Origin of the sequence: Pedobacter sp. (assembly GCF_045627485.1) — a bacterium.
Lineage (GTDB): Bacteria > Bacteroidota > Bacteroidia > Sphingobacteriales > Sphingobacteriaceae > Pedobacter.
The window spans coordinates 1-20,757 of the sequence record NZ_JAZQNU010000061.1 but is presented as its reverse complement, the minus strand read 5'-3'; the positions used below and the strand labels follow the sequence as shown (position 1 = coordinate 20,757).

General features: G+C 40.6%; 14 protein-coding genes, 2 tRNA genes and 1 pseudogene. 11 read left to right on the top strand and 6 right to left on the bottom strand.

The features are described 5' to 3' along the window. Window position 1 precedes the first annotated feature (1 nt). Window positions 2-889 (top strand): ACP S-malonyltransferase, encoded by an 888-nt coding sequence (fabD, locus tag ACR2F3_RS04550; protein ID WP_432708817.1) that lies wholly within the window; start codon window positions 2-4, stop codon window positions 887-889. 24 nt (window positions 890-913) lie between these two features. Further along, the gene (locus ACR2F3_RS04545) at window positions 914-4,633 is read left to right on the top strand and encodes an ATP-binding protein (protein WP_432708792.1); all 3,720 of its coding nucleotides are present in this window, start codon (window positions 914-916) and stop codon (window positions 4,631-4,633) included. Between the two features lie 6 nt (window positions 4,634-4,639). Here the strand turns inward: ACR2F3_RS04545 and ACR2F3_RS04540 are convergent, their stop codons facing one another. Further along, window positions 4,640-5,548: a hypothetical protein gene (locus ACR2F3_RS04540; protein ID WP_432708791.1), complete on the bottom strand. Its 909-nt coding sequence runs from the start codon at window positions 5,546-5,548 to the stop codon at window positions 4,640-4,642. A 210-nt stretch (window positions 5,549-5,758) separates the two neighbouring features. Between ACR2F3_RS04540 and ACR2F3_RS04535 the strand changes: the two genes are divergently transcribed. After that, window positions 5,759-7,291: a glycoside hydrolase family 10 protein gene (locus ACR2F3_RS04535; protein ID WP_432708790.1), complete on the top strand. Its 1,533-nt coding sequence runs from the start codon at window positions 5,759-5,761 to the stop codon at window positions 7,289-7,291. 1 nt (window position 7,292) lies between these two features. On the opposite strand, the gene ACR2F3_RS04530 is transcribed toward ACR2F3_RS04535, so the two are convergent. The 3 genes from ACR2F3_RS04530 to ACR2F3_RS04520 form a co-directional block, all read right to left on the bottom strand. Next, a complete protein-coding gene (locus ACR2F3_RS04530; RefSeq protein ID WP_432708789.1) occupies window positions 7,293-8,435 on the bottom strand; it encodes an acyltransferase family protein in 1,143 nt (380 codons plus the stop codon). A 7-nt stretch (window positions 8,436-8,442) separates the two neighbouring features. After that, window positions 8,443-10,362 carry a glucosamine-6-phosphate deaminase gene (gene nagB / locus ACR2F3_RS04525; protein ID WP_432708788.1) on the bottom strand — a complete coding sequence of 640 codons (1,920 nt, stop codon included), beginning with the start codon at window positions 10,360-10,362 and terminating at the stop codon, window positions 8,443-8,445. An 80-nt stretch (window positions 10,363-10,442) separates the two neighbouring features. Beyond that, window positions 10,443-11,189 carry a DeoR/GlpR family DNA-binding transcription regulator gene (locus ACR2F3_RS04520; protein ID WP_432708787.1) on the bottom strand — a complete coding sequence of 249 codons (747 nt, stop codon included), beginning with the start codon at window positions 11,187-11,189 and terminating at the stop codon, window positions 10,443-10,445. A gap of 242 nt (window positions 11,190-11,431) precedes the next feature. Between ACR2F3_RS04520 and ACR2F3_RS04515 the strand changes: the two genes are divergently transcribed. From ACR2F3_RS04515 to ACR2F3_RS04500, 4 genes and pseudogenes are all read left to right on the top strand, one after another. Then, window positions 11,432-12,748: a TonB-dependent receptor plug domain-containing protein gene (locus ACR2F3_RS04515; protein WP_432708786.1), complete on the top strand. Its 1,317-nt coding sequence runs from the start codon at window positions 11,432-11,434 to the stop codon at window positions 12,746-12,748. Window positions 12,749-12,775: 27 nt separating this feature from the next. Beyond that, window positions 12,776-14,668 (top strand): annotated as a pseudogene (locus ACR2F3_RS04510) (SusC/RagA family TonB-linked outer membrane protein); the annotation flags it as partial. A gap of 10 nt (window positions 14,669-14,678) precedes the next feature. Next, window positions 14,679-16,370, top strand: coding sequence for a RagB/SusD family nutrient uptake outer membrane protein (locus ACR2F3_RS04505; RefSeq protein WP_432708785.1), 1,692 nt, complete (start codon window positions 14,679-14,681; stop codon window positions 16,368-16,370). A 74-nt stretch (window positions 16,371-16,444) separates the two neighbouring features. Beyond that, window positions 16,445-16,660 (top strand): hypothetical protein, encoded by a 216-nt coding sequence (locus tag ACR2F3_RS04500; protein ID WP_432708784.1) that lies wholly within the window; start codon window positions 16,445-16,447, stop codon window positions 16,658-16,660. Between the two features lie 61 nt (window positions 16,661-16,721). Here ACR2F3_RS04500 and ACR2F3_RS04495 read toward each other — a convergent pair whose 3' ends face one another. Both ACR2F3_RS04495 and ACR2F3_RS04490 read right to left on the bottom strand, forming a co-directional pair. Continuing rightward, window positions 16,722-17,054: a 2Fe-2S iron-sulfur cluster-binding protein gene (locus tag ACR2F3_RS04495; RefSeq protein WP_432708783.1), complete on the bottom strand. Its 333-nt coding sequence runs from the start codon at window positions 17,052-17,054 to the stop codon at window positions 16,722-16,724. A gap of 2 nt (window positions 17,055-17,056) precedes the next feature. Continuing rightward, the gene (locus tag ACR2F3_RS04490) at window positions 17,057-18,067 is read right to left on the bottom strand and encodes an NAD(P)/FAD-dependent oxidoreductase (protein ID WP_432708782.1); all 1,011 of its coding nucleotides are present in this window, start codon (window positions 18,065-18,067) and stop codon (window positions 17,057-17,059) included. 129 nt (window positions 18,068-18,196) lie between these two features. Here ACR2F3_RS04490 and ACR2F3_RS04485 point away from each other — a divergent pair, with 129 nt between their 5' ends. The 4 genes from ACR2F3_RS04485 to ACR2F3_RS04470 all read left to right on the top strand — a co-directional run bounded on the left by ACR2F3_RS04485 (window position 18,197) and on the right by ACR2F3_RS04470 (window position 20,513). After that, window positions 18,197-18,943, top strand: coding sequence for a UDP-2,3-diacylglucosamine diphosphatase (locus ACR2F3_RS04485; RefSeq protein ID WP_432708781.1), 747 nt, complete (start codon window positions 18,197-18,199; stop codon window positions 18,941-18,943). Window positions 18,944-19,059: 116 nt separating this feature from the next. Continuing rightward, window positions 19,060-20,133, top strand: coding sequence for a peptide chain release factor 1 (gene prfA / locus ACR2F3_RS04480; protein WP_432708780.1), 1,074 nt, complete (start codon window positions 19,060-19,062; stop codon window positions 20,131-20,133). Between the two features lie 96 nt (window positions 20,134-20,229). After that, a tRNA-Asp gene (locus tag ACR2F3_RS04475) sits at window positions 20,230-20,303 on the top strand. A 136-nt stretch (window positions 20,304-20,439) separates the two neighbouring features. Continuing rightward, window positions 20,440-20,513 (top strand) — tRNA-Asp (locus ACR2F3_RS04470). The last annotated feature ends 244 nt before the right edge of the window (window positions 20,514-20,757 follow it).

The window sequence follows — 20,757 nt, the reverse complement described above, 5'->3', positions numbered from 1 at the left end:
GATGAAAGCATATTTATTTCCAGGTCAGGGAGCACAATTTTCGGGAATGGGAAAAGAACTTTACGAAAATCAGGAGGCCAAAGCCTTATTTGAACAAGCCAATGAAATTATTGGATTTCGCATTAGCGACATTATGTTTTCCGGGTCGGACGACGAATTAAAACAAACTAACGTTACACAACCGGCTATTTTTCTACATTCTGTAATTCTAGCAAAGTCTTTAAAAGAGGCATTCCAGCCTGACATGGTTGCGGGACATTCCCTTGGCGAATTTTCTGCTTTAGTTGCTGCTTCCGCCTTATCTTTTGAAGATGGCCTTCGCCTGGTAATTGCCCGTGCAAATGCCATGCAGAAAGCATGTGAATTACAACCTTCTACCATGGCAGCAATTTTAGGATTGTCTGATGACGTGGTAGAAATGATCTGCGCACAGATTGATGAAGTTGTTGTGCCTGCGAATTATAATTGTCCAGGTCAGTTGGTGATTTCCGGAAGTATAGCGGGAATTGATATTGCTTGTAAACAATTAACGGAAGCTGGGGCAAAAAGAGCTTTAAAACTTAACGTGGGCGGTGCATTTCACTCTCCGTTAATGGAGCCGGCCAAAGTAGAGTTACAGTCAGCCATTGAAAATACACTTATTTCTGCGCCAAGGTGTCCAATTTACCAAAATGTTGATCCACTACATCCTACGACAGATCCGGCACAGATTAAAGCCAACCTGATTACCCAGTTAACGGGTGCAGTTAGGTGGACACAAACGATTGAGCAAATGCTTGCAAACGGCGCTGAGGAATTTGTTGAAGTTGGTCCTGGCAATGTTTTGCAGGGCTTAGTTAAAAAAGTGAACAGAGCCGCTATTACCCGTGCTGCTGCGGTTGCTGTTTAATAAGTTTTACCTAAAATAATTGCTGTGAGCATAGGCGTTAAAATTAGAATTCTACTGGTTGTTTTGAGCGTATGCTGTATTGTTACAGCCATTACGTTAAAGCACACGGTATCTGAAAACGACTATCTACGGCACCAGGCGGCAACATTACAAGATAATCTTGCTAAAAACGAAGAATTGGTTTTCAGCCTTCTGAATAATCCACAGGAGGTTGAAAAACTAAAAAATATCCATGAAAAGCCAGATTTAGCCTTAGCTTTTATCGATACCTACCCTGTAGAGGAAATCAATGTAATTACATACAAGGGTTATGAGGTGAAATTCTGGAGTTCATACTTGATTAATCCACCACCAGTTAATTTCGTGAAAGACGGGGTGTCTGTGGTTCAGCTGTCAAATGGTTGGTATGAAGCGATTAAAAAAACGGAGGGGGATTTTGCCGTCGTTTTTTATATCAAAATAAAGAGCCAGTTTCTCATTGAAAATAACTTCCTGAATAACGAAATTTCAAAGAAATTACTGCCTTCAAATACCTTAACATTCGCTTCTTTTATTGATAACGATGTGGTGACGATTAAGAGCACTACCGGTAAACCATTATTTGAAGTTAAACTCCGTTCGGAAAACCCCAGCAACCATTATTCTTCTCTGGAGATCTGGTTATGGGTTGTTGGTATTTTAAGCTTTTCATTGTTTGTCAATTCGCTCTGTTCATTAATTGCAAAAAATGGACGTTTAGCGCTAGCTACCCTGTTGCTGTTTTCTTATTTCCTGGTCCTTCGGCTAACCGACCTGCAATATGGCTGGCTTAACCACCAGTTTAACCTTGCCATTTTTAGTCCTGCCGTTTATGGACAGAGTTTTTTTCTCCCTTCACTTGGCGATCTCCTGTTAAATGTTATATGCGCTACATGGGTGTTGTTTTTCATTTATACTTATAAAGAAAAATACAGTTTTCCAGATTGGCTTACGCAAAATAAGACCGCAGGCTTGGTAGTACACACACTTATGCTGGTGGTACTTTCTTTAATGGCCTTCCATATCGACCGGCTTTTTTCTGGACTGGTTTATAATTCAAAGATTAATTTCGACATCACTAATATCATCAATCTGGGTTGGGCAAGCTGGATCAGTATTGGTATTTTATGTTTGGTGTGGTTTAACGTATTTCTGTTGGCCTATATCTTCATGCAGTGGACCAAGAAGCTTAATGTCACCAACAAAGAACGTCTGTTGTTATTCTTGTCAGCATTTCTAGGTTACCTGATCTTTAGGATTATCACAGAATTTACGGTTTTCTTTATAGTCTATGCTTTGTTTTTATTTGTTCTAGGCTGGAATATTTACGTAGAAAAGGCGAAATTTTCCATTCGTACCTATGTAACACTCTTTTTCTGTCTGGCACTTATATCCTCCATTAAATATGTGAAATACCAGGATATTAAAGAACGGAATAAGCGGCTTACAATCGCACAGAAGTTATTATCGACAGACAATCCCCGGGTAATCAGCTCCATTGAAAGTCTTGAAAAAGGTGTTTCATCAGATGAATACGTATTGAATTTTTTTAAGGCGCCTGACGTGGAAAAAGAAGCAGTGCTGGAAAGTATGGTGGATAAGAAATACCTGGACAGCTACCTGGCACAGTACGAATACAACCTGCTACCATACAGTGTAACAGCCTCTAGCTACGAAAATGGCGATGCAAGTCCTTTACAGCATTACAAAGAATTGGTGCAATCGGGTTCTGTGAAAGTTTCTAACTACTTCTACAGGCTAAATGATACGTTCGGCTACCAAAGTTATTTTGGAATCATCCCCATATTTGATAATAAGCAAATGGTAGGCACCCTTGTGCTGGAGCTAAGATCACAACAGTATAATTATAATAACCAATTTCCGGAACTTCTTGTGGATGGTAAAGTGAAAAGTGAAGAAGACTTTAAAGATTATTCCTTTGCTTTTTATAATTACGGCAGTTTAATTAACCAGGCAGGGAAGTTCACTTATCAGTTAAGTGACGGGGATTATAATAGTCGTAATGACGAGGTGTTTTATATTAACGATGATGAGACTGGTTATAACCACATGGTTTATAAACCGACTTACACCAGGACCATCGTGATCAGTAAGGAGAAAACGTCGTATGTAAGCCGGTTGTCTATCTTGTCATTCTTTTTTCTGGTGTTTATCCTTTTTTCCGTTGGCTTACATAGTTTATTATGGCTTTCTAAAAACATTGATGATAAGTGGGGAGGCTGGTTTAACATTAATCGTTCATTGATGATTAATGCTAATAAAATTCTGTATAAAACCCGCATACAGTTTTCTATTGTTTTATCAGTGGTGGCTACTTTACTTATTGTGGGGTGGACCACATTCTTTTATATCAGTTCGGAATACAGGCGGCAACAGGATGATTTTATCAGAGACAAGCTGCGTAAGGTACAGTTGCTTTATGGAAAAAAAGTATATGCCAGCGGAAGTCTTCCTACCGTTACCGATTTATCCATACAGGAATTTAATCAGTTTTCTGATGTAAATTCCACCTATTTGAACTTGTTTGATACCAATGGTAACCTGGTTTATACCTCTATACCTAAGATATACGAGTATGGGATTTTGTCAAAAAACATGGCGCCTGATGCTTACATCTACCTTAATAAATTCCAGCGAGCTGAATATATCAGTCCTAATCAAAAGATAGGGGATTTTACGTATTCTGCTGCTTATGGAGCCGTACGGAATTCACAAAACCAGACCATTGGTTATATCGGACTACCATACTATGGTAATGAAGGTGATTTCCAGAGTAAAATTGGTTTATTTATCAATACGCTGATTAATATCTATGCCTTGGTATTTGTTGCCATCGGAGTGCTGGCCGTATTTCTTGCCAATCAGATAACAAATCCACTAACCTTTATACAGGAAAGCATTCGAAAGACAAAACTCGGACAGAAAAATCAACCTATCGTGTGGTCGAGACACGATGAAATAGGCTCTTTGATTAAAGAGTATAATAAAATGCTTGCCGCACTTGAAGATAGCGCGGTAAGACTGGCAAAATCGGAGCGGGAAAGTGCGTGGCGTGAAATGGCAAAACAAGTGGCGCATGAAATTAAAAACCCACTAACGCCATTAAAACTTGGGGTGCAATTACTCGAAAAGTCATGGAAGGAAAAAGATCCTAATTTTGAACGCAAATTTGAGCGCTTTAATAAATCGTTCGTCGAACAAATAGACAGCCTGGCAACAATAGCTTCAGAGTTTTCGAATTTTGCTAAAATGCCCGATACGAAGCTGCAACGCCTCCAGTTGCTGCCCATTTTGCAACAAGCCAGTGATATTTTCGTGAACACTAATGGTGTCGAGATACACCTTGTTGATCAAACTACCATGGCGATTTTTGTGATGGGAGATAAGGACCAGCTTCTCAGGACTTTTAATAATTTACTAAAAAATGCTATTGAGGCTGCCAGCAACATGGAAGCGTGTGTAATTTATATAAAGCTACGTAACGATCACAAAATGGTGTGGATAGAAGTGTCTGATAATGGTAAGGGAATTGATTTTTACTTGCAGGATAAAATCTTCGCACCTAATTTTACGACAAAATCGTCAGGTACCGGTTTAGGATTGGCCTTTGTAAAACAAGCGGTAGAGAACGCAGGAGGAACAGTAGCTTTCAAGTCTGTGCTGGATAAAGGGACTACCTTTTACCTTAGTTTCCCATTAGCTTAAGGTCGTTTATTTGAGGGTAACCGATGCTTTGCCCATGGTAAAGCCATCAGCATATAAAATCACAGCGTAGGTTCCTTTAATGAATTCCTCTGGATTAACCCAGGATATGGTGTACGATTCCTTTTGATCGTCATATTCCAGTGTGGTCATTTCACTGTATTGCATCTGCTGGTTATTTGCATCAAACATGTTTTTTTCGTCGGCAATTAAATTTCCAGCCGGATCAAATACACGGATGTATATTTTGTAATACTTCTTTTCGGCCAGCTCGTTAGGAGCGATACCAAAAGTGATATCTAATTTTTGCGCAGGACCTGCATTTTTAACCGCCACCTGCTTACCGCTGTTTTTTACCCGGAATGCAACAACTTCCATGTTAATTGCCTTTAAGGCCGCGCCCTCTTTAACCTTTTTACTTAATTCCTGATTCTTTTGGATCAATTTCTCGGCCTTTTTAGTCACCTGGTTCACAGAATTGACAAGGCTATCCCGTTCAGATTTTAAAAGGATATTTTCCTGATTGAGTTTTGTGATCTGTTCATAATGGTTTTTAACAAACTGTCGGAGTTGCTTCACCTCCTTTTGTGCAGCAGTAAGTTCGATTTGGCTTAGTTGGCTCTTTTCGAGGGCATTTTTAAGCTCCTGGATTTTGTTGCGGGCCAGTTGCTGTTCCTGTTTTAGTTCCTCTGATAAGGCGATATTGAGGTTATTTACATTGTCTAGTTCTACTTCTATTTTTTCGACCTCTAATTTTAATCTGTCTTTTTCGGTGTTAACGCTTATAAAGCGCTCGCCTTCATGTTTGTCTCTAAAATAGAGATAAGCATTTGTGCCTAACAAAGCTACGATAACGATGATCAGGAAATAGATCTTGTTTCGGTCGCCTGTATTACCTGTAATTTTTGGGTCTAACATTTCAAAATAAGATTCAGCTTTTTATGTCAAAGTTTCTTCAGTTTAAGAAAGAAAGGTCTAACATAAAGATTAAATTATAATATTTGGGCAAAAAAACCGCAAATTTGTATAAGAGTGACGAAAAATTCGTTTACTTGCTAATGGTGGTAAATGCGCTTATACGCATAATGGCCATGAAATAACACACTTACGAAACACAACTTTCCAAGAATGTTTAAGATCCTTATTGTTGCAATAACACTTGTATTTACGTATTCCTTTTCTTCTTTAGCACAACAAACAGCAAAAAACGCTCCAAAACGTGAGTTCAGAGGCGTGTGGGTAGCAACAGTAGCTAATATTGACTGGCCATCAAGACCAGGGTTAACTGCCGACCAGCAAAAACAAGAACTTATTGGTTTATTAGAGAAGCATAAAGGGAACGGGATGAATGCAATTATACTGCAGGTGCGTCCTGCAGCCGATGCTTTTTATGGCAAATCAAGGGAGCCCTGGAGTCAATGGTTAATGGGAAAACAAGGCTTAGCGCCCGCCGAAGGTTATGATCCACTGGAATTTGCTATCCACGAAGCACATTTTCGAGGGATGGAGCTTCACGCTTGGTTTAATCCATACCGTGCAACAACGAGTGCCAATGCGGTGTTAAGTAAGGACCACATGGTGGTAAAACGACCGGATTTATTTTTTACCTATGCGGGAAAAAAACAGTTTGATCCGGGCATGCCCGAAGTTAGGGAATATATTATACAGGTAGTTCTGGATGTGGTGAAGGGTTATGATATAGATGGGATACACTTCGATGATTATTTTTATCCATATCCGGTATCTGGTCAGACGATAAGAGACGCCAATACTTTTGCTCAACATTCCAATGGCTTTACCAATGTAAATGACTGGAGAAGAAATAATGTGGACCTGTTGATCGAGCAACTTGACGATAGCATTCACCATTATAAAAAACATGTTAAATTTGGGATCAGTCCGTTTGGCATTTGGAGAAACCTTCGTGAAGACAGTCTTGGCTCTGCAACCAACGGACTTTCTAATTACTCGGAACTTTATGCTGATTCAAGGAAATGGGTTAAAGAGGGCTGGGTAGATTATATCAATCCGCAGGTTTATTTCAGTTTTACCCGTAAAGCTGCCCCATTTGGCACTTTGGTAGATTGGTGGAGTGAAAATACCTATGGCAGGCATTTATACATAGGACAGGCCGCTTATTTGATGAATCAGAAAATGGAGGCAGCGTGGCGATTGCCAACCCAGATACCTGACCAGATTAGGTATATGAGAGAAAATAACAGGGTACAGGGCAGTGTTTTTTTTAGTTCTAAATCCTTTTCTACGGTTGCCCGCGAAACGGGTGATTCGTTGCGATTGGATCTATACAAATATCCTTCCCTGCCACCACAGATGCCTTGGTTAGATGATATAGAACCAAACATTCCATTGAACATACGTGCTGAAGCAAAAAGTGACGGGATACACCTTTCATGGGAGCAGCCCCTGGTTGCTGCAGATGGCGAAACGGCATCCGGTTACGTAATTTACCGATTCGAAGAAGGGGAACCCATCACTATTTTAAAGCCAGAAAATATTATTAAGATCAGCTTTCTGACCTATACTAATTTCATTGATACCGATGTGGTTAGTGGTAAACGTTATACCTACCTTGTTACTGCCCTTGATCGTCTGAAAAATGAAAGTGAAGCTGGTAGCCCTGTAGGGCTAGCGGCGCGGTAACTTAAACTTTAATGATGATTTTCTTTTTATACATGATATATAATATGATGTACCAAAACAAAATTTGGGTAACAGCCCAAGCTAGGGAAGCATTTACGGGAGAAAAGTTGGCGCTATAATAAGTTTGATAAATCCAGTTCTGAAGCCCTATTTCTTTGCCACCGGGCATACTAATGGTAAACATATTTAAAGTGCGCGGAAGCAAGCCTGATAAAAAGAATACGGTAATTGCATTAACACCATAAACCACAAAAGGGGTTGTAAATTTATTATACCGTTGTATATCTATTATCCAATAACTCAATGACAGGATAACGGTTGCCATACCTCCTGTATACAACACAAAGGAGCTTGTCCAAAGAGATTTGTTGATCGGGAATTGTAAATCCCACAACAAGCCCAGGCCTATCGCTGTGAAACCAGTGGAAAATAACCATGCAATTTTCGTGGCCGCATCCATGTCTTTACGCTTTAAGAAAACGCCAACTAACACGCCGAATAAGCCAGTTGCTATAGCGGGAATTGTGCTAAACAGGCCTTCAGGATCCCAGGTTTTGGCTGATTTCCATAAATGAGCCTCTGTTAAAATAGAGCGGTCGATCCATGCACCCAAGTTAGTTTCTTTTTCAAGGTTTGGATAGCCCACACCAGGAACAGGTACAAAGGTCATCATGGCCCAGTAAAACACAAGAAGCCCAATAAAGATTCTAAAGATGTTTTTCTCGGTGTTTTTTAAGAAAATGACGGCTGATATAAAGAATACCAGGGCTATGCGTTGCAATACCCCTGGTATTCTTACCGTTTGCAAAGCTTCAACTGGTGACGTAAAGATTTTTGGGTACAAGGAAAGGAATAGTCCTAGTCCAAATAAAATCAGGGAACGCTTGAAAGCTTTGATAAGGATTTGCCGATGTAAAGATGGGTCAGCTTTTTTGCTACCCATGGCATAGGCAATGGAAACGCCCACAATGAAGAGGAAAAACGGAAAAATTAAGTCGGTGGGAGTGCAACCATTCCATTCAGCATGGCGTAATGGCGCGTATATATTACCCCAATCACCAGGGTTGTTAACCAAAATCATTGCGGCTACTGTCGCACCTCTAAAGAAGTCTAACGACAATAGTCGCTGTGGGCTGTTTTCCATATTTATTTTAAAATTTCCATCTTACAAATGCTTCCATCGCTTCGTATTCAGCTAAGCCTAGGTCATCATAGGCTTTCGCTGTCTCACGGTTACGGTCTTCAGCACGTTTCCAGAATTCTCGGGAATCGTCGCCAGGGAAAACTGCGCGGTCTTTCTGACTTTGGTGTTTGAAAATAGCGTATTTCTTTTTTTCAAGTTCCTGCGGACTAAGCGGTACTGCCATTTCGATTTCATGAGTAGGAAACTCATGCCATGCCCCTCTGTACATCCATAACCAGCAATCTTGTGCCCAACTTTCCGTCTTGCGCAGCTCGGTTAATGCAGCAAGAATGATGTTAAAGCAAACGATATGTGTTCCATGTGGATCTTCGAAGTCGCCGGCAGCGAATACCTGTTGTGGTTTTACTTTCTGCAATAAGTCGATGGTCAATTGAATATCCAGGTTAGTTACCGGGTTTTTCTGGCTTTTTCCGGACTCATAAAATGGAAGTGCCATGAAATGGATGTGATCGTCTTCAAGGCCGCAGTAACGTGCACCGGCTATCGCTTCTCCTTTTCTGATTAAACCTTTAACGGATTGAATTTCGGGAGTGTCTATTTGATTAGGTAGTTTATGCTCAATGAAGGTACGCATGTTATCATAGATACTCTGTAACGCATCCTGTCCTAATCCCATTTTTTTGGAGAAATCTATGCTGAACTCAACAAAGCGCAAAGCGTCGTCATCCCAAACTGCTGTATTACCGGAAGTTTGATAAGCCACATGAACATCGTGATGCTGATCTACCAACCTGATAAAGGTTCCACCCATGGAGATGACATCATCATCGGGGTGTGGTGAAAAGATCAGAACACTTTTTTTAGCGGGTTCGGCACGTTCAGGTCGCTGGCTATCATCGGCATTGGGTTTGCCACCTGGCCAACCTGTGATGGTGTGCTGAAGTTTGTTGAAAATATGGATGTTAATATTGTATACAGGACCTTTCTCCAGGGCAAGCTGTGCCATACCATGGTTGTTGAAGTCGTCTTCTGTTAATTTTAGGATTGGTTTTTTTAGTATGTTTGCTAACCAGATTACTGCTTTGCGTGTAAGCATTTCATCCCAAACACAGTCTTTAACCAACCAAGGTGTATCAAAGCGGGTTAATAAAGAGGCCGCGTCTTTATCAAGTATAAATTCAACATGTTCTGACAATTGCAGGTAAGTTGCCGGTACTTCACTAGAAATTTCACCTTCAACAGCCTTTTTAATGATAGAAGCTTTTTTTCTGTTCCAGGCCATGAGAATGATTTCTCTGGCTTTGAAAATGGTGCCAATACCCATTGTAATGGCTTTTGATGGAACAAACGATTTACCACCAAAATCTCTGGCGGCATCTCTTTTCGTCAGATCATCTAAGGTTACTAACCTGGTGCCCGAGTTTGGTGCAGAGCCAGGCTCATTGAAACCAATGTGACCAGTACGGCCAATTCCCAGTATTTGAATGTCTAAACCTCCAACTTCCCCAATTTTTCTCTCGTAATCCAGACAGAATGCCGGGATTTCTTCAAGCGTTAAAGTTCCATCAGGAATATTGACGTTGTTAGGATCAATATCAATGTGGTTAAACAGGTTTTCATTCATGAAGGTTACGTAACTCTGTGCAGCATCAGGCTGCATCGGGTAGTACTCATCCAGATTGAAGGTCACAACATTTTTAAAACTCAGCCCTTCTTCCTTATGTAGGCGAACAAGTTCTGCGTAAACAGCGATGGGTGTGGCTCCTGTTGCTAGGCCAAGTACGGCTATCGCATTTTGTGACTGTTTAAGTTTGATCAGGTCAGCGATGCGATGTGCAACACTAAGCGACGCTTCATTTGGGTTTTCAAAAACAGAAACGGGCAGTTTTTCAAAGCGCGTTTCTTCTAATAGATTTAATCTAGCCATGTATTAGGTTTTGTTAAAATTGGTACGGAGCAGTAAATATAGCATTCAATTTCGGGTTTTTGGGGTGTTAGAGGCATGTTTTAAAGAATTTTTAATGACCTAATCCGGTAATCATTTAGTGCTCTGTGCGATGCGTCGAGCTCTGTGATGAGAAAATTGAAGTTTTCAAGAGATGCTACTTTAAGCCTTTGCGTAGTGTTTAATTTTTCGGAAATACATAAAATAGCGGCCTGTTTACTTGAACTCAGCATTTTTTTCTTAAGCTGGTTTATTTCCCAGTCAGTGTCGGTTAAGCCGTCTGAAGGATGCACTGCACTGGTGCCGATTAAACAGAGATCGGCATTGATTTCTGCAAGTTGGTTGATCACATGGCTGCCATAAGTAACCTGTGAGTTCTTGGAGAAGAGGCCACCTATTAAAATCACTTCCAGCTTTTCATATTTGGCCAGTTCTATGGCTACATAAGGGCTTACGGTAATAAAAGTAGCGCTCAGATCAGCAGGGAGTAATTTAGCCAGCTCAATCAAGGTAGTTCCGCCACCTGTTAAAATCACCATGCCGTCTTTAATGAGGGCAATGGCTTTATTGGCAATACACCTCTTGGCATCTCGTGCGTATACATTAACGTCGTCAAAGGAGCTTTGATATGATGTAGAAAGTGCACCCCCATGTACTTTAATGAGTCTTTTATCTTCACTTAATTCCTGTAGGTCTCGTCTGATGGTGTCTTCAGATACGTTTAAAAGCGTAACCAGATCAGAGGTAAGCACCCGATTATGCAAATTTATTTGACGCATAATCAAATCATGCCGTTCTTTCTTTAACATGTGAGTAAATTTTAGCTAATGTAATAAAGCTTGTGGTAATAAATTCACTTTAAATGATAAATTGCGGGTTTTTGCAGTTGTGTGCAATAATAGTCGGCTTTTTACAATTAAAATAGTTGTTTATTTCTTTTGTTTAACGGAAAACATTGTGATATTTACTCTGTGAAATTTTTTTTGCGTGTTTTTGCGGGGTTTAGAAAATTTGCACAATTTTAAATATTAGATAACCAAGTCAGCCATTTATGAAAAAAAAACTACTCCTATTTATTCTAGGTAGTTTATTTGTTTTTGCTCATGCCTTTGCTCAGCAAAAGACAGTTTCGGGAAAAGTGATTTTCTCTGATGATAAACTCCCGATTCCAGGGGCTTCCGTAAAGATTAAGGGAAGTTCTACCGTTGTACAATCAGGTCCTGATGGTACCTATACCATTAAAGCCTTACCGACAGATGTGTTGGTGTTTAGTTATGTATCTATGGCTACGCAGGAGCGTCCGGTAGGTACTAATAGTACCATTAATGTGGCACTGAAAACAGATAATAATGACTTGAATGAAGTTGTTGTTGTAGGTTACGGTACACAAAAGAAAGCAAACTTAACTGGTGCGGTAACTACCGTAGACACTAAAATGTTGCAAGCGCGTCCAATTACAGACGTAGGTAGAGGTTTACAGGGCGTGGTACCTGGATTAAGCATTACGACCGCTAGTGGCGATTTGGGAAGAGATCCTAAAATTACATTAAGGGGTGTACGTGGGTCTTTAAACGGCGGTGGTGCACAGCCCTTGATCTTATTAGACAACGTAGAAATTGAAAGTATCCAGATGATTAATCCGGACGACATTGAAAGTATCTCGGTATTGAAAGACGCCGCATCAACCTCCATTTATGGAACAAGGGCCGCATGGGGTGTTGTTTTAATTACATCTAAATCTGGTAAAAAGAACCAGCCTAACAGGGTTTCTTATACCAACAACCTTTCTTGGTCTACGCCAACAGAAATGCAAAAAGTTGCGGGTACAGCAGAGGGGGCAGAATTTGCGCTTTCCGCTTTGCAAAGGGCGAATCCTAACGTGACACAGCCAGGTGTTGTGGGCATGTATATCGATGATATCGCTATACAAAAAATGCGTGAATGGGAGCAGTTATATGGTGGCCAGCAACTAAGTGACGAGATGGTAATGGGCCGTGATTTTGAAGTTCGTGATGGTAAATTGTTTTTTTACCGTCCATGGGATGCAGGTGATAAATACCTGAAAGATTGGTCTCCACAGCAAAATCACAACTTAAGTGTAAGTGGCGGAAGTGAAAAAACAACTTACAATTTAGGGTTGGGTTATTTAGATCAAACGGGTGCTTTAAAAGTCAACCCTGATAAATTTAGCCGTTATAACTTTTCTGCAAGTATCAATACGGCGGTTAACGATAAAATTGATTTGAGGGCAAAAGTTTTCTATACCAATACCACGTCCACTACCCCTTTTATTTTTAGTGGTGCACAATATGGCCCATTTTATTATTTATACCGCTGGCCTAAGTTTTATCCATATGGAACATACTAAGGTACTTCGTTTAGAAATGCGGTTACTAAAGTAGAACAGGCTAATATGAATGAAAGTAAAACCGGATTAACAAGGATACAAACAGGTGCTACATTCAAACTGGCAAAAGGTTTGACTTTTGATGCGGATTACACCTTTTCATCAACCAATAATCATTATAATAGTGTGGGTGGTGGTACCGCTGCATGGGACTTCTGGGCAGGATGGCCAGCGGCACCGTCAACAAATTACCAGTCGGCTGCTTACGATAACACTTTCGTAAGTTCACGCTGGAAAACGGTAAATACCGGAAAGGCTTATGCAACCTACGTTAAAGAGATTAATGATCACTCTTTTAAAGCCATTGTTGGTGGTGATTTAGAGTATTTTCAAAATGATTTTCACAGTTCAAAGCGTAATACCTTATTAGACCCAGGAGTGGGTGCCATCCCTGGCGCAATTGGCGACCAGTTTGTGGATGGAAGTAACCTTCACTGGGCTACTTTAGGTGGTTTTGGGCGTATTAACTATACTTTTAAAAATAAATTTTTATTAGAGTTAAATGGAAGGTTTGACGGTTCTTCGCGTTTTCCGAAGAATGAATTGTGGGGCTTTTTCCCATCCATGTCTGCTGGTTATATTTTAACAGAAGAGGCTTTTATGAAAGAACTGGCACCAGCTGTTTCTTTCTTTAAATTAAGAGCTTCCTATGGTTCTATTGGTAACCAGGATGTAGGTGCTGTCGGCTCATTTTATCCATTCATTCCTACCATGGCAACCGCTAATTCTAATTGGTGGATAGGTGGAAAAAACATGGTGACCATTGGTACACCAGGTGCTGTTTCAAGGTCATTAACCTGGGAAACGGTAACTACACTTGATTTTGGTTTTGATGCAAGGTTTTTCAAAAATGCTTTGGGTGTATCATTTGATTGGTACAACAGAAAAACCACCGACATGTTAAGTGCCGGCGTAACTTTACCAAGTTCATTTGGTGCAACATCGCCAAGACGGAATTACGGAGAAATTGAAACCAAAGGATGGGAATTAGCTATTGACTATAACCACGATTTCGAAAATGGTTTAACGTTGAACCTAACAGGTACTTTAGCCGATTTCCAGGACAGGATTACCAAGTTTGCCAATACCACAATGACCACTACGGGTAATTACCAGGGCAAAGTTCTTGGTGAAATCTGGGGTTACGAAACGGATCGCTTTTTTACAGAAGATGATTTTGTGGGCAGAGATGCCAATAACAAATGGGTGTTAAAACCTGGTATTCCATCGCAGTCTAGGTATGAAACGGCTAGTTTCAACTATGGTCCTGGAGATGTTAAATACAAAGACCTAAATGGTGATGGTGTGATTGACAATGGTTCCAATACCGTAGACGATCATGGCGATTTAAAAGTAATTGGTAATAATACACCAAGGTACCAATATGGTTTCAGGTTAGGTGGAACGTTCAAGGGGGTTGATTTTAATGCCTTTTTCCAGGGTGTGGCTAAAAGAGATTTTTGGGCTTCGGGACCGGTATTTGTTCCGGGATGGAATCCTGTAGAAGCTGCATATGAGCACCAGATGGATTACTGGACGCCAACTAATACTGATGCATTTTATCCGCGTCCAACCAACCAGGGGCAGTCTAACAATACCCTTAATTTCTTAACACAATCCAAATATTTATTGGACATGTCGTATTTAAGGGTTAAGAATATCACCTTAGGTTACACCTTGCCGACCAAAGTGAGCAGCAAAGTGAACATCGATAAATTGAGGTTCTATGTAAGTGGTGAAAACCTATTCACCAAAGCCAATATCGGTATTCCAATTGACCCCGAGGTTGATTATACGGTAGAGCAGACTGACCAGGCTTCATTTGGTCGCGTGTATCCTTACCGCACCACCTTGTCATTTGGATTGCAGTTAACACTTTAATTTTACAACAATGAAAAAGATATATATATTAATATTTACAGTTTGCCTGCTGACTACAGTAGGGGGGTGTAAAAAGTTTTTAGATAAAGGGCCAATAGATTCCTTCTCTGACGACAACTACTGGCAAACAGAAGCCGAGGTGAGAACTTTTGCCTGGGGATTTTATTCGGCATATTTTACAGGTTATGGTTCAGGTTTTACCTGGGGGAAATATTTCTCTGGTGAAACATTAAACGATGATTTCGCGCCAAATACACCAACTGCTTTTACCAGAATTGTACCTACCTCTTCTACGGCCTATAGTTTTACCTGGGTGAGAAAGGCGAATATTTTTTTAGCGGGTGTAAACCGTTCGCCTTTAAACGAAGAGTCGAAAAAACACTGGGGTGGTATTGCTAGATTTTTCAGGGCTTTAGAATATAATGACCTGGTAAAATCTTATGGTGATATGCCTTGGTACGAAACCGTATTAGAGGAAACAGACCCTGAGCTTTACAGACCAAGGGATCCTCAGGTTTATGTGTTGGATAAAATGTTAGCGGATTTTAAGTACGCTGCTGAAAATGTAAGGGTTGCCGATGCGTCTACTGGTCCGAAGGGCCAGGTTGTAAATAGAAGCGTGGTATTGGCCATGATGTCGAGGGTGTTTTTGTACCACGGTACCTTGCTGAAATACCAGAATATCGATCCATCAAAAGCAACGGAATACCTGGAGGCTGCAAAATGGGCAGCCAATGAAGTGATGACAACTGGTGGTTTTTCTTTGGGATCAAACTACAGAGGATTATTTAATGCGGTTGACCTGGTAGGAAATCCTGAAATGATCATGTTCAGACAATATGAAGCCGCACAAATTACCCATAGCTTACATGGTTATGTGAATAGAGAGCCCCAGTCTGGCGCTTCTAAAGATGCAATTGATGCCTATCTATATGCCGATGGTTTACCAGCATCTTTGTCACCGCTTAATAAAGGGGATAAAACCATCGCTAATGTAATGAGTAGCCGTGATCCTCGTATTAAGGAAACTTTTGCCAGTGAGCTTCGCCTGAACGGTATTGCTGCAAATTACTCTTCCAGCGGTTATGCTATTGTTAAGTTTTTCAATGAATCACTTAAGGATGTAGCTGGCGGATTATCAAATACCGGTATTACCGACGCACCGATTATCAGGTACGGTGAAGTGTTAATGAACTATGCAGAAGCTTGTGCAGAATTAGGAACATTAACGCAAAGTGATCTGGACAGGTCTATAAACTTGCTGAGAAAGCGTAATGGTATTAATATGCCGAAGTTAGAAGTGATGGGTGTACAGCCTGCTGTAAACGGTGTTGTTTACGATGATCCACTTCGTGACCCTACAGTTCCTTCCTTGATCTGGGAAATTCGCAGGGAGAGAAGAGTTGAGTTGATGATGGAAGGGTTTAGAAATGACGATTTAAAACGTTGGAGAAAATACACCTATATTGATACACAGAAGAAACCGAACATTAATAAAGGAGCGTGGATTAAGAAATCTGATTATCCGAAGGCCGCAGTAACACTTGATGGCGGAACAGAAGGATATATTGTTCCAGCTGCCAAAGCGGAAACACAACGCCTTTTTGAAAGTGACAAGGTGTATTTAAATCCTTTACCTATCGATCAAATCAAATTGTATAAAGATCAGGGAGTTGATTTGAAACAAAACCCGGGTTGGTAAAAACTAATCATAACCAGGCCGCATCATTTATTTGATTGCGGCCTTTTTTATAACAAATATTTATAGTTTTGTGTATGGCAAATTTTACTCTGACACCTGAAACCGCAGCAAAAGTTAAAATCAAGTTTTTACGGAAATACAGGGATTTAACAAACGCAAATTTATCCTTTACACCAGGTCAGGAAGAGGAATTGGTTGAACAACTGATGTTGCTTACCAAACGGGACCGGAAGTATGTTGAATTTACGATTAACAAAGCCTTAGCTGATCCGGAAGGAAACAGATTATAGATTTTAAATGCATAAAAAAAAGCATCCTTTTGGGATGCTTTTTTTTATGCTGTTTTTCTACTTAGTTTAAGCCGTCGTGTAGCTTTACGGTTAAGCCGTCGAGTTCAGGGGCCAACTTCAATTGGCAGGACAATCTGGAGTTAGGCAACACATCAGGCAAGGTGTCTAACATGGCATATTCATCATCTGACATTTCATGTAGCTTTTCTTCGCCCGCAAGTACATCCACGCAACAGGTAGCACATAAGGCCATACCGCCACATGTGGCTAAAATATCGTACTCACAGGCCTTTAAAAACTCCATTAAGCTTAGTCCCATATCCACCGGAGCTTCTAAGGTAGTGATGCTGCCATCAGGGTTTTGAACGTGTATATTGATGTTATTATCTTCCATAATTAAAATTCACTTACTCCGTTTACGGTAGTATATTTCATGGTGTATTTAACACCTGGATTCATGTATTGATATGCGCTGTGGCTCATTAATGCTGCCTCATGGAAGCCACATAGAATCAATTTTAACTTGTTTGTATAAGTATTGATATCACCAATGGCATAAATGCCCGGGATGTTGGTAGAATAGTCGTCAGTATTTACCTCTATCGCACTTTTATGGATATTTAAATTCCATTGTTCGATAGGGCCTAATTTAGGGCTTAATCCGAATAATGGAATTAAATGGTCGGCCGCTACATTGGTTGTTTCCAGTGTTTTGTTATGAATAATTTCTACATTTTCCAGTTTGCCATTACCAGTTACCGAATTAAGGTTGCTGTTTAAAATAAGGTTAATGCGCCCGCTTTCAGCCAATGCCATCACTTTATTTACTGAATCAGGTGCACCCCTGAAGCTTTCGCTGCGGTGAACCAAAGTCAATTCTTCTACAACGTCGGCTAAAAATATAGTCCAGTCTAAGGCAGAATCACCACCACCAGCAATAACCATTTTCTGTCCACGGTATTGTTCAGGATCCAGGATCATATAGTTTACACCTCGACCGTTTTCAAATTGTTCCAATCCGGCAACAACAGGTTTTCGAGGTTCAAAACAACCTAGTCCGGCGGCAATTACAACTACCTTAGCTTCAATGATGGTACCCATGTTTGTTGTCAGCACAAAGTCGGCTTCCCCACGCTTTTCCAGCCCTTCAATGCGTTCGCCCAAAGTAAAGCCTGGATGGAATGGCTTGGCCTGTTCCATCAGGTTATCAATAAGTTCCTGAGCTAAAACTGTTGGATAGCCTGGGATGTCATAAATAGGTTTTTTAGGATATATTTCTGAAAGTTGACCGCCAACTTGTGGTAGGTAATCAATTAAATGACAGCGCATTTTAAGTAGTCCTGCTTCAAATATGGCAAATAAACCTACGGGTCCGGCGCCAATAATGGCTATATCTGTAGAAATCATGTAATTAAATTTATGGCGAAAATACAAACTTTTGTTCTAATATTGGTGGTGTTCATTAATAATCTACATGTTTTGTAGTACTTTATTTGTAAGGCTACAATTGATTTTAATTTATCTTTGTTGCTATCGATGATAAAAAATATATACTTCGCATCTGATTTTCATCTGGGCGCTCCCAGCTACGAGCAAAGTCGTGTGCGCGAGCGCCGGATCGTTAGTTGGCTGAATCAAATAGAACCAAGCTGCAGTGAACTCTTTTTAATGGGTGATATCTTCGACTTCTGGTATGAATACCGCCTGGTGGTGCCAAAGGGCTTTATCCGTTTGCAGGGGAAACTTGCGGAAATGTCTGACAGCGGTATAAAGATTTACTTCTTTAAAGGTAATCATGACATGTGGGTGAACGATTATTTTACCAAGGAAATGGGTATCCAGGTGATTAGTGACGAATATATCATCGAAAGGAATGGCAAGCGCTTTTATTTACATCATGGCGATGGTTTGGGTCCCGGCGATGAGAAATATAAATTGCTACGCAAAGTATTCAGAAATCCGGTTTGTCAATGGCTTTTTTCATTGGTTCCTCCACAAATCGGACTGGGCATCGGTAGCGCCTGGTCGGCAAAGAGCAGGAGAGATGGGCTTGAAGAGCAGGTGTTCATGGGTGAAGAGAACGAATGGCTGGCTATTTATTCGAAAGAGCTATTAGCAAAAGAGCATTTTGATTATTTTATTTATGGTCACCGGCACTTGCCTTTAGATCTCCAGTTAAATGAAAATAGCCGTTATGTTAATCTTGGTGAATGGATGAAATATAATTCATATGCCGTTTTCGATGGCAATGAGCTATCCCTTAATTATTTTGAGGCTAAATAATTAAGCTAAAAAGCCTATTTTTGTGTCCAAATAGATCGCTGGTTTTCAAAATCAGGGTTTCGGCATGTGCCTGTACCGCTGAAAAACGAGTGATTTTAATTTTCTGAAAAAAAGATATGTTAGAAAAATTAGAAGCAATTAAACTGCGGTGGGAAGATGTAGAAGAGCAGTTAAGTAATCCTGACACGGTGCAGGATATGAAGCGTTTTGCAGCGTTAAATAAAGAATATAAAGACTTAGGCAAAATTGTAGATCAATATAAAATCTACAAAAACGTAATGAGTAATATTGAAGCAAACAAGGAAATCTTAAGCACTGAAAAAGACGCAGAAATGCGTGAAATGGCTAAAGAAGAATTAGATATGTTGCTTAAAGAGCAGGAAGAACTGGAAGAAAAAGTTCGACTGATGCTGATTCCAGTAGATCCAGAAGATGCTAAAAATGCCGTTTTTGAGATTAGAGGTGGTACAGGAGGGGATGAAGCCGCGCTATTTGCCGGTGATTTATACCGGATGTATAGCCGTTTTTTTGAGCAAAAGGGCTGGAAGGTAGAAACAATTGACGTAACTGAAGGTTCGGCCGGGGGTTATAAAGAGGTGATATTGAAAGTAAGCGGAGAGGATGTTTACGGTCAGCTGAAGTATGAGTCTGGTGTACATCGTGTTCAGCGTGTACCCGATACAGAAACGCAGGGTAGGGTACATACCTCTGCTGCCTCGGTAGCGGTGCTGCCGGAAGCAGAAGAAATTGATTTGTATATTAATCCCGCAGATATAGATTTGCAAACATCTCGTTCAGGTGGTGCAGGTGGGCAGAATGTGAACAAGGTGGAGACTAAGGTTCAGTTAACGCACAGGCCCTCTGGAATCGTTGTAGTTTGTCAGCAGGAGCGTTCTCAATTAGGTAACCGGGTTATTGCGATGGAAATGCTTAGAAGCAAGCTGTATGACATTGAGCTGCAAAAGAAAAACGGTGATATTGCTGCAAGGCGTAAAACGATGGTTTCTACAGGTGACCGGTCGGCAAAAATCAGAACGTACAATTATCCACAGGGTAGGGTTACAGATCATCGTATCGGTTTAACCTTATACAACCTGAATAATGTGCTTGATGGTGGGGTGCAGGAATTGATTGATGCGCTTCAGTTTGCTGAAAACGCAGAAAAGATGAAAGAAGGTGCTGGGAATTAAGTACTTAAAAAATAACTAAAATAAAGTTTGCAAGTTTGGATTTTCGCCTTATATTTGCATTCCCGAAAGGGACAAAGGATCCTTACCAGGATCAACGGACCGGTAGTTCAGCTGGTTAGAATGCCGCCCTGTCACGGCGGAGGTCGCGGGTTCGAGTCCCGTCCGGTCCGCAAAGCCACTCCAACGAGTGGCTTTTTTGTTTGCCATTAATATTGGTATTGAAATTAAATAAAAAAAAAGGCGGTGTATTGATATATAACGCTATATTTGCACTCCCGCAAGGGGAAACGATCTTAGAAGATCAACGGACCGGTAGTTCAGCTGGTTAGAATGCCGCCCTGTCACGGCGGAGGTCGCGGGTTCGAGTCCCGTCCGGTCCGCTAGTTAAATTAACAAATCATTTAAAAGCCTGTTATCGTATCATGACAGGCTTTTTTGGTTAAAACCACCGACAAGCTTTATGGCCTGGCAAGACTTGCCAAATGGGATCAAGTCAAAAACTTGTGGAGCAAGCCTTATATTTTTAGCTTTGCTGTTTTAGATTTCTTACTTCATGCAGGACGGTTACCATTCTTTAATAAGCTTATTGCTCCCAGATTTCATTCTTGATTTTTTTGAACTTAA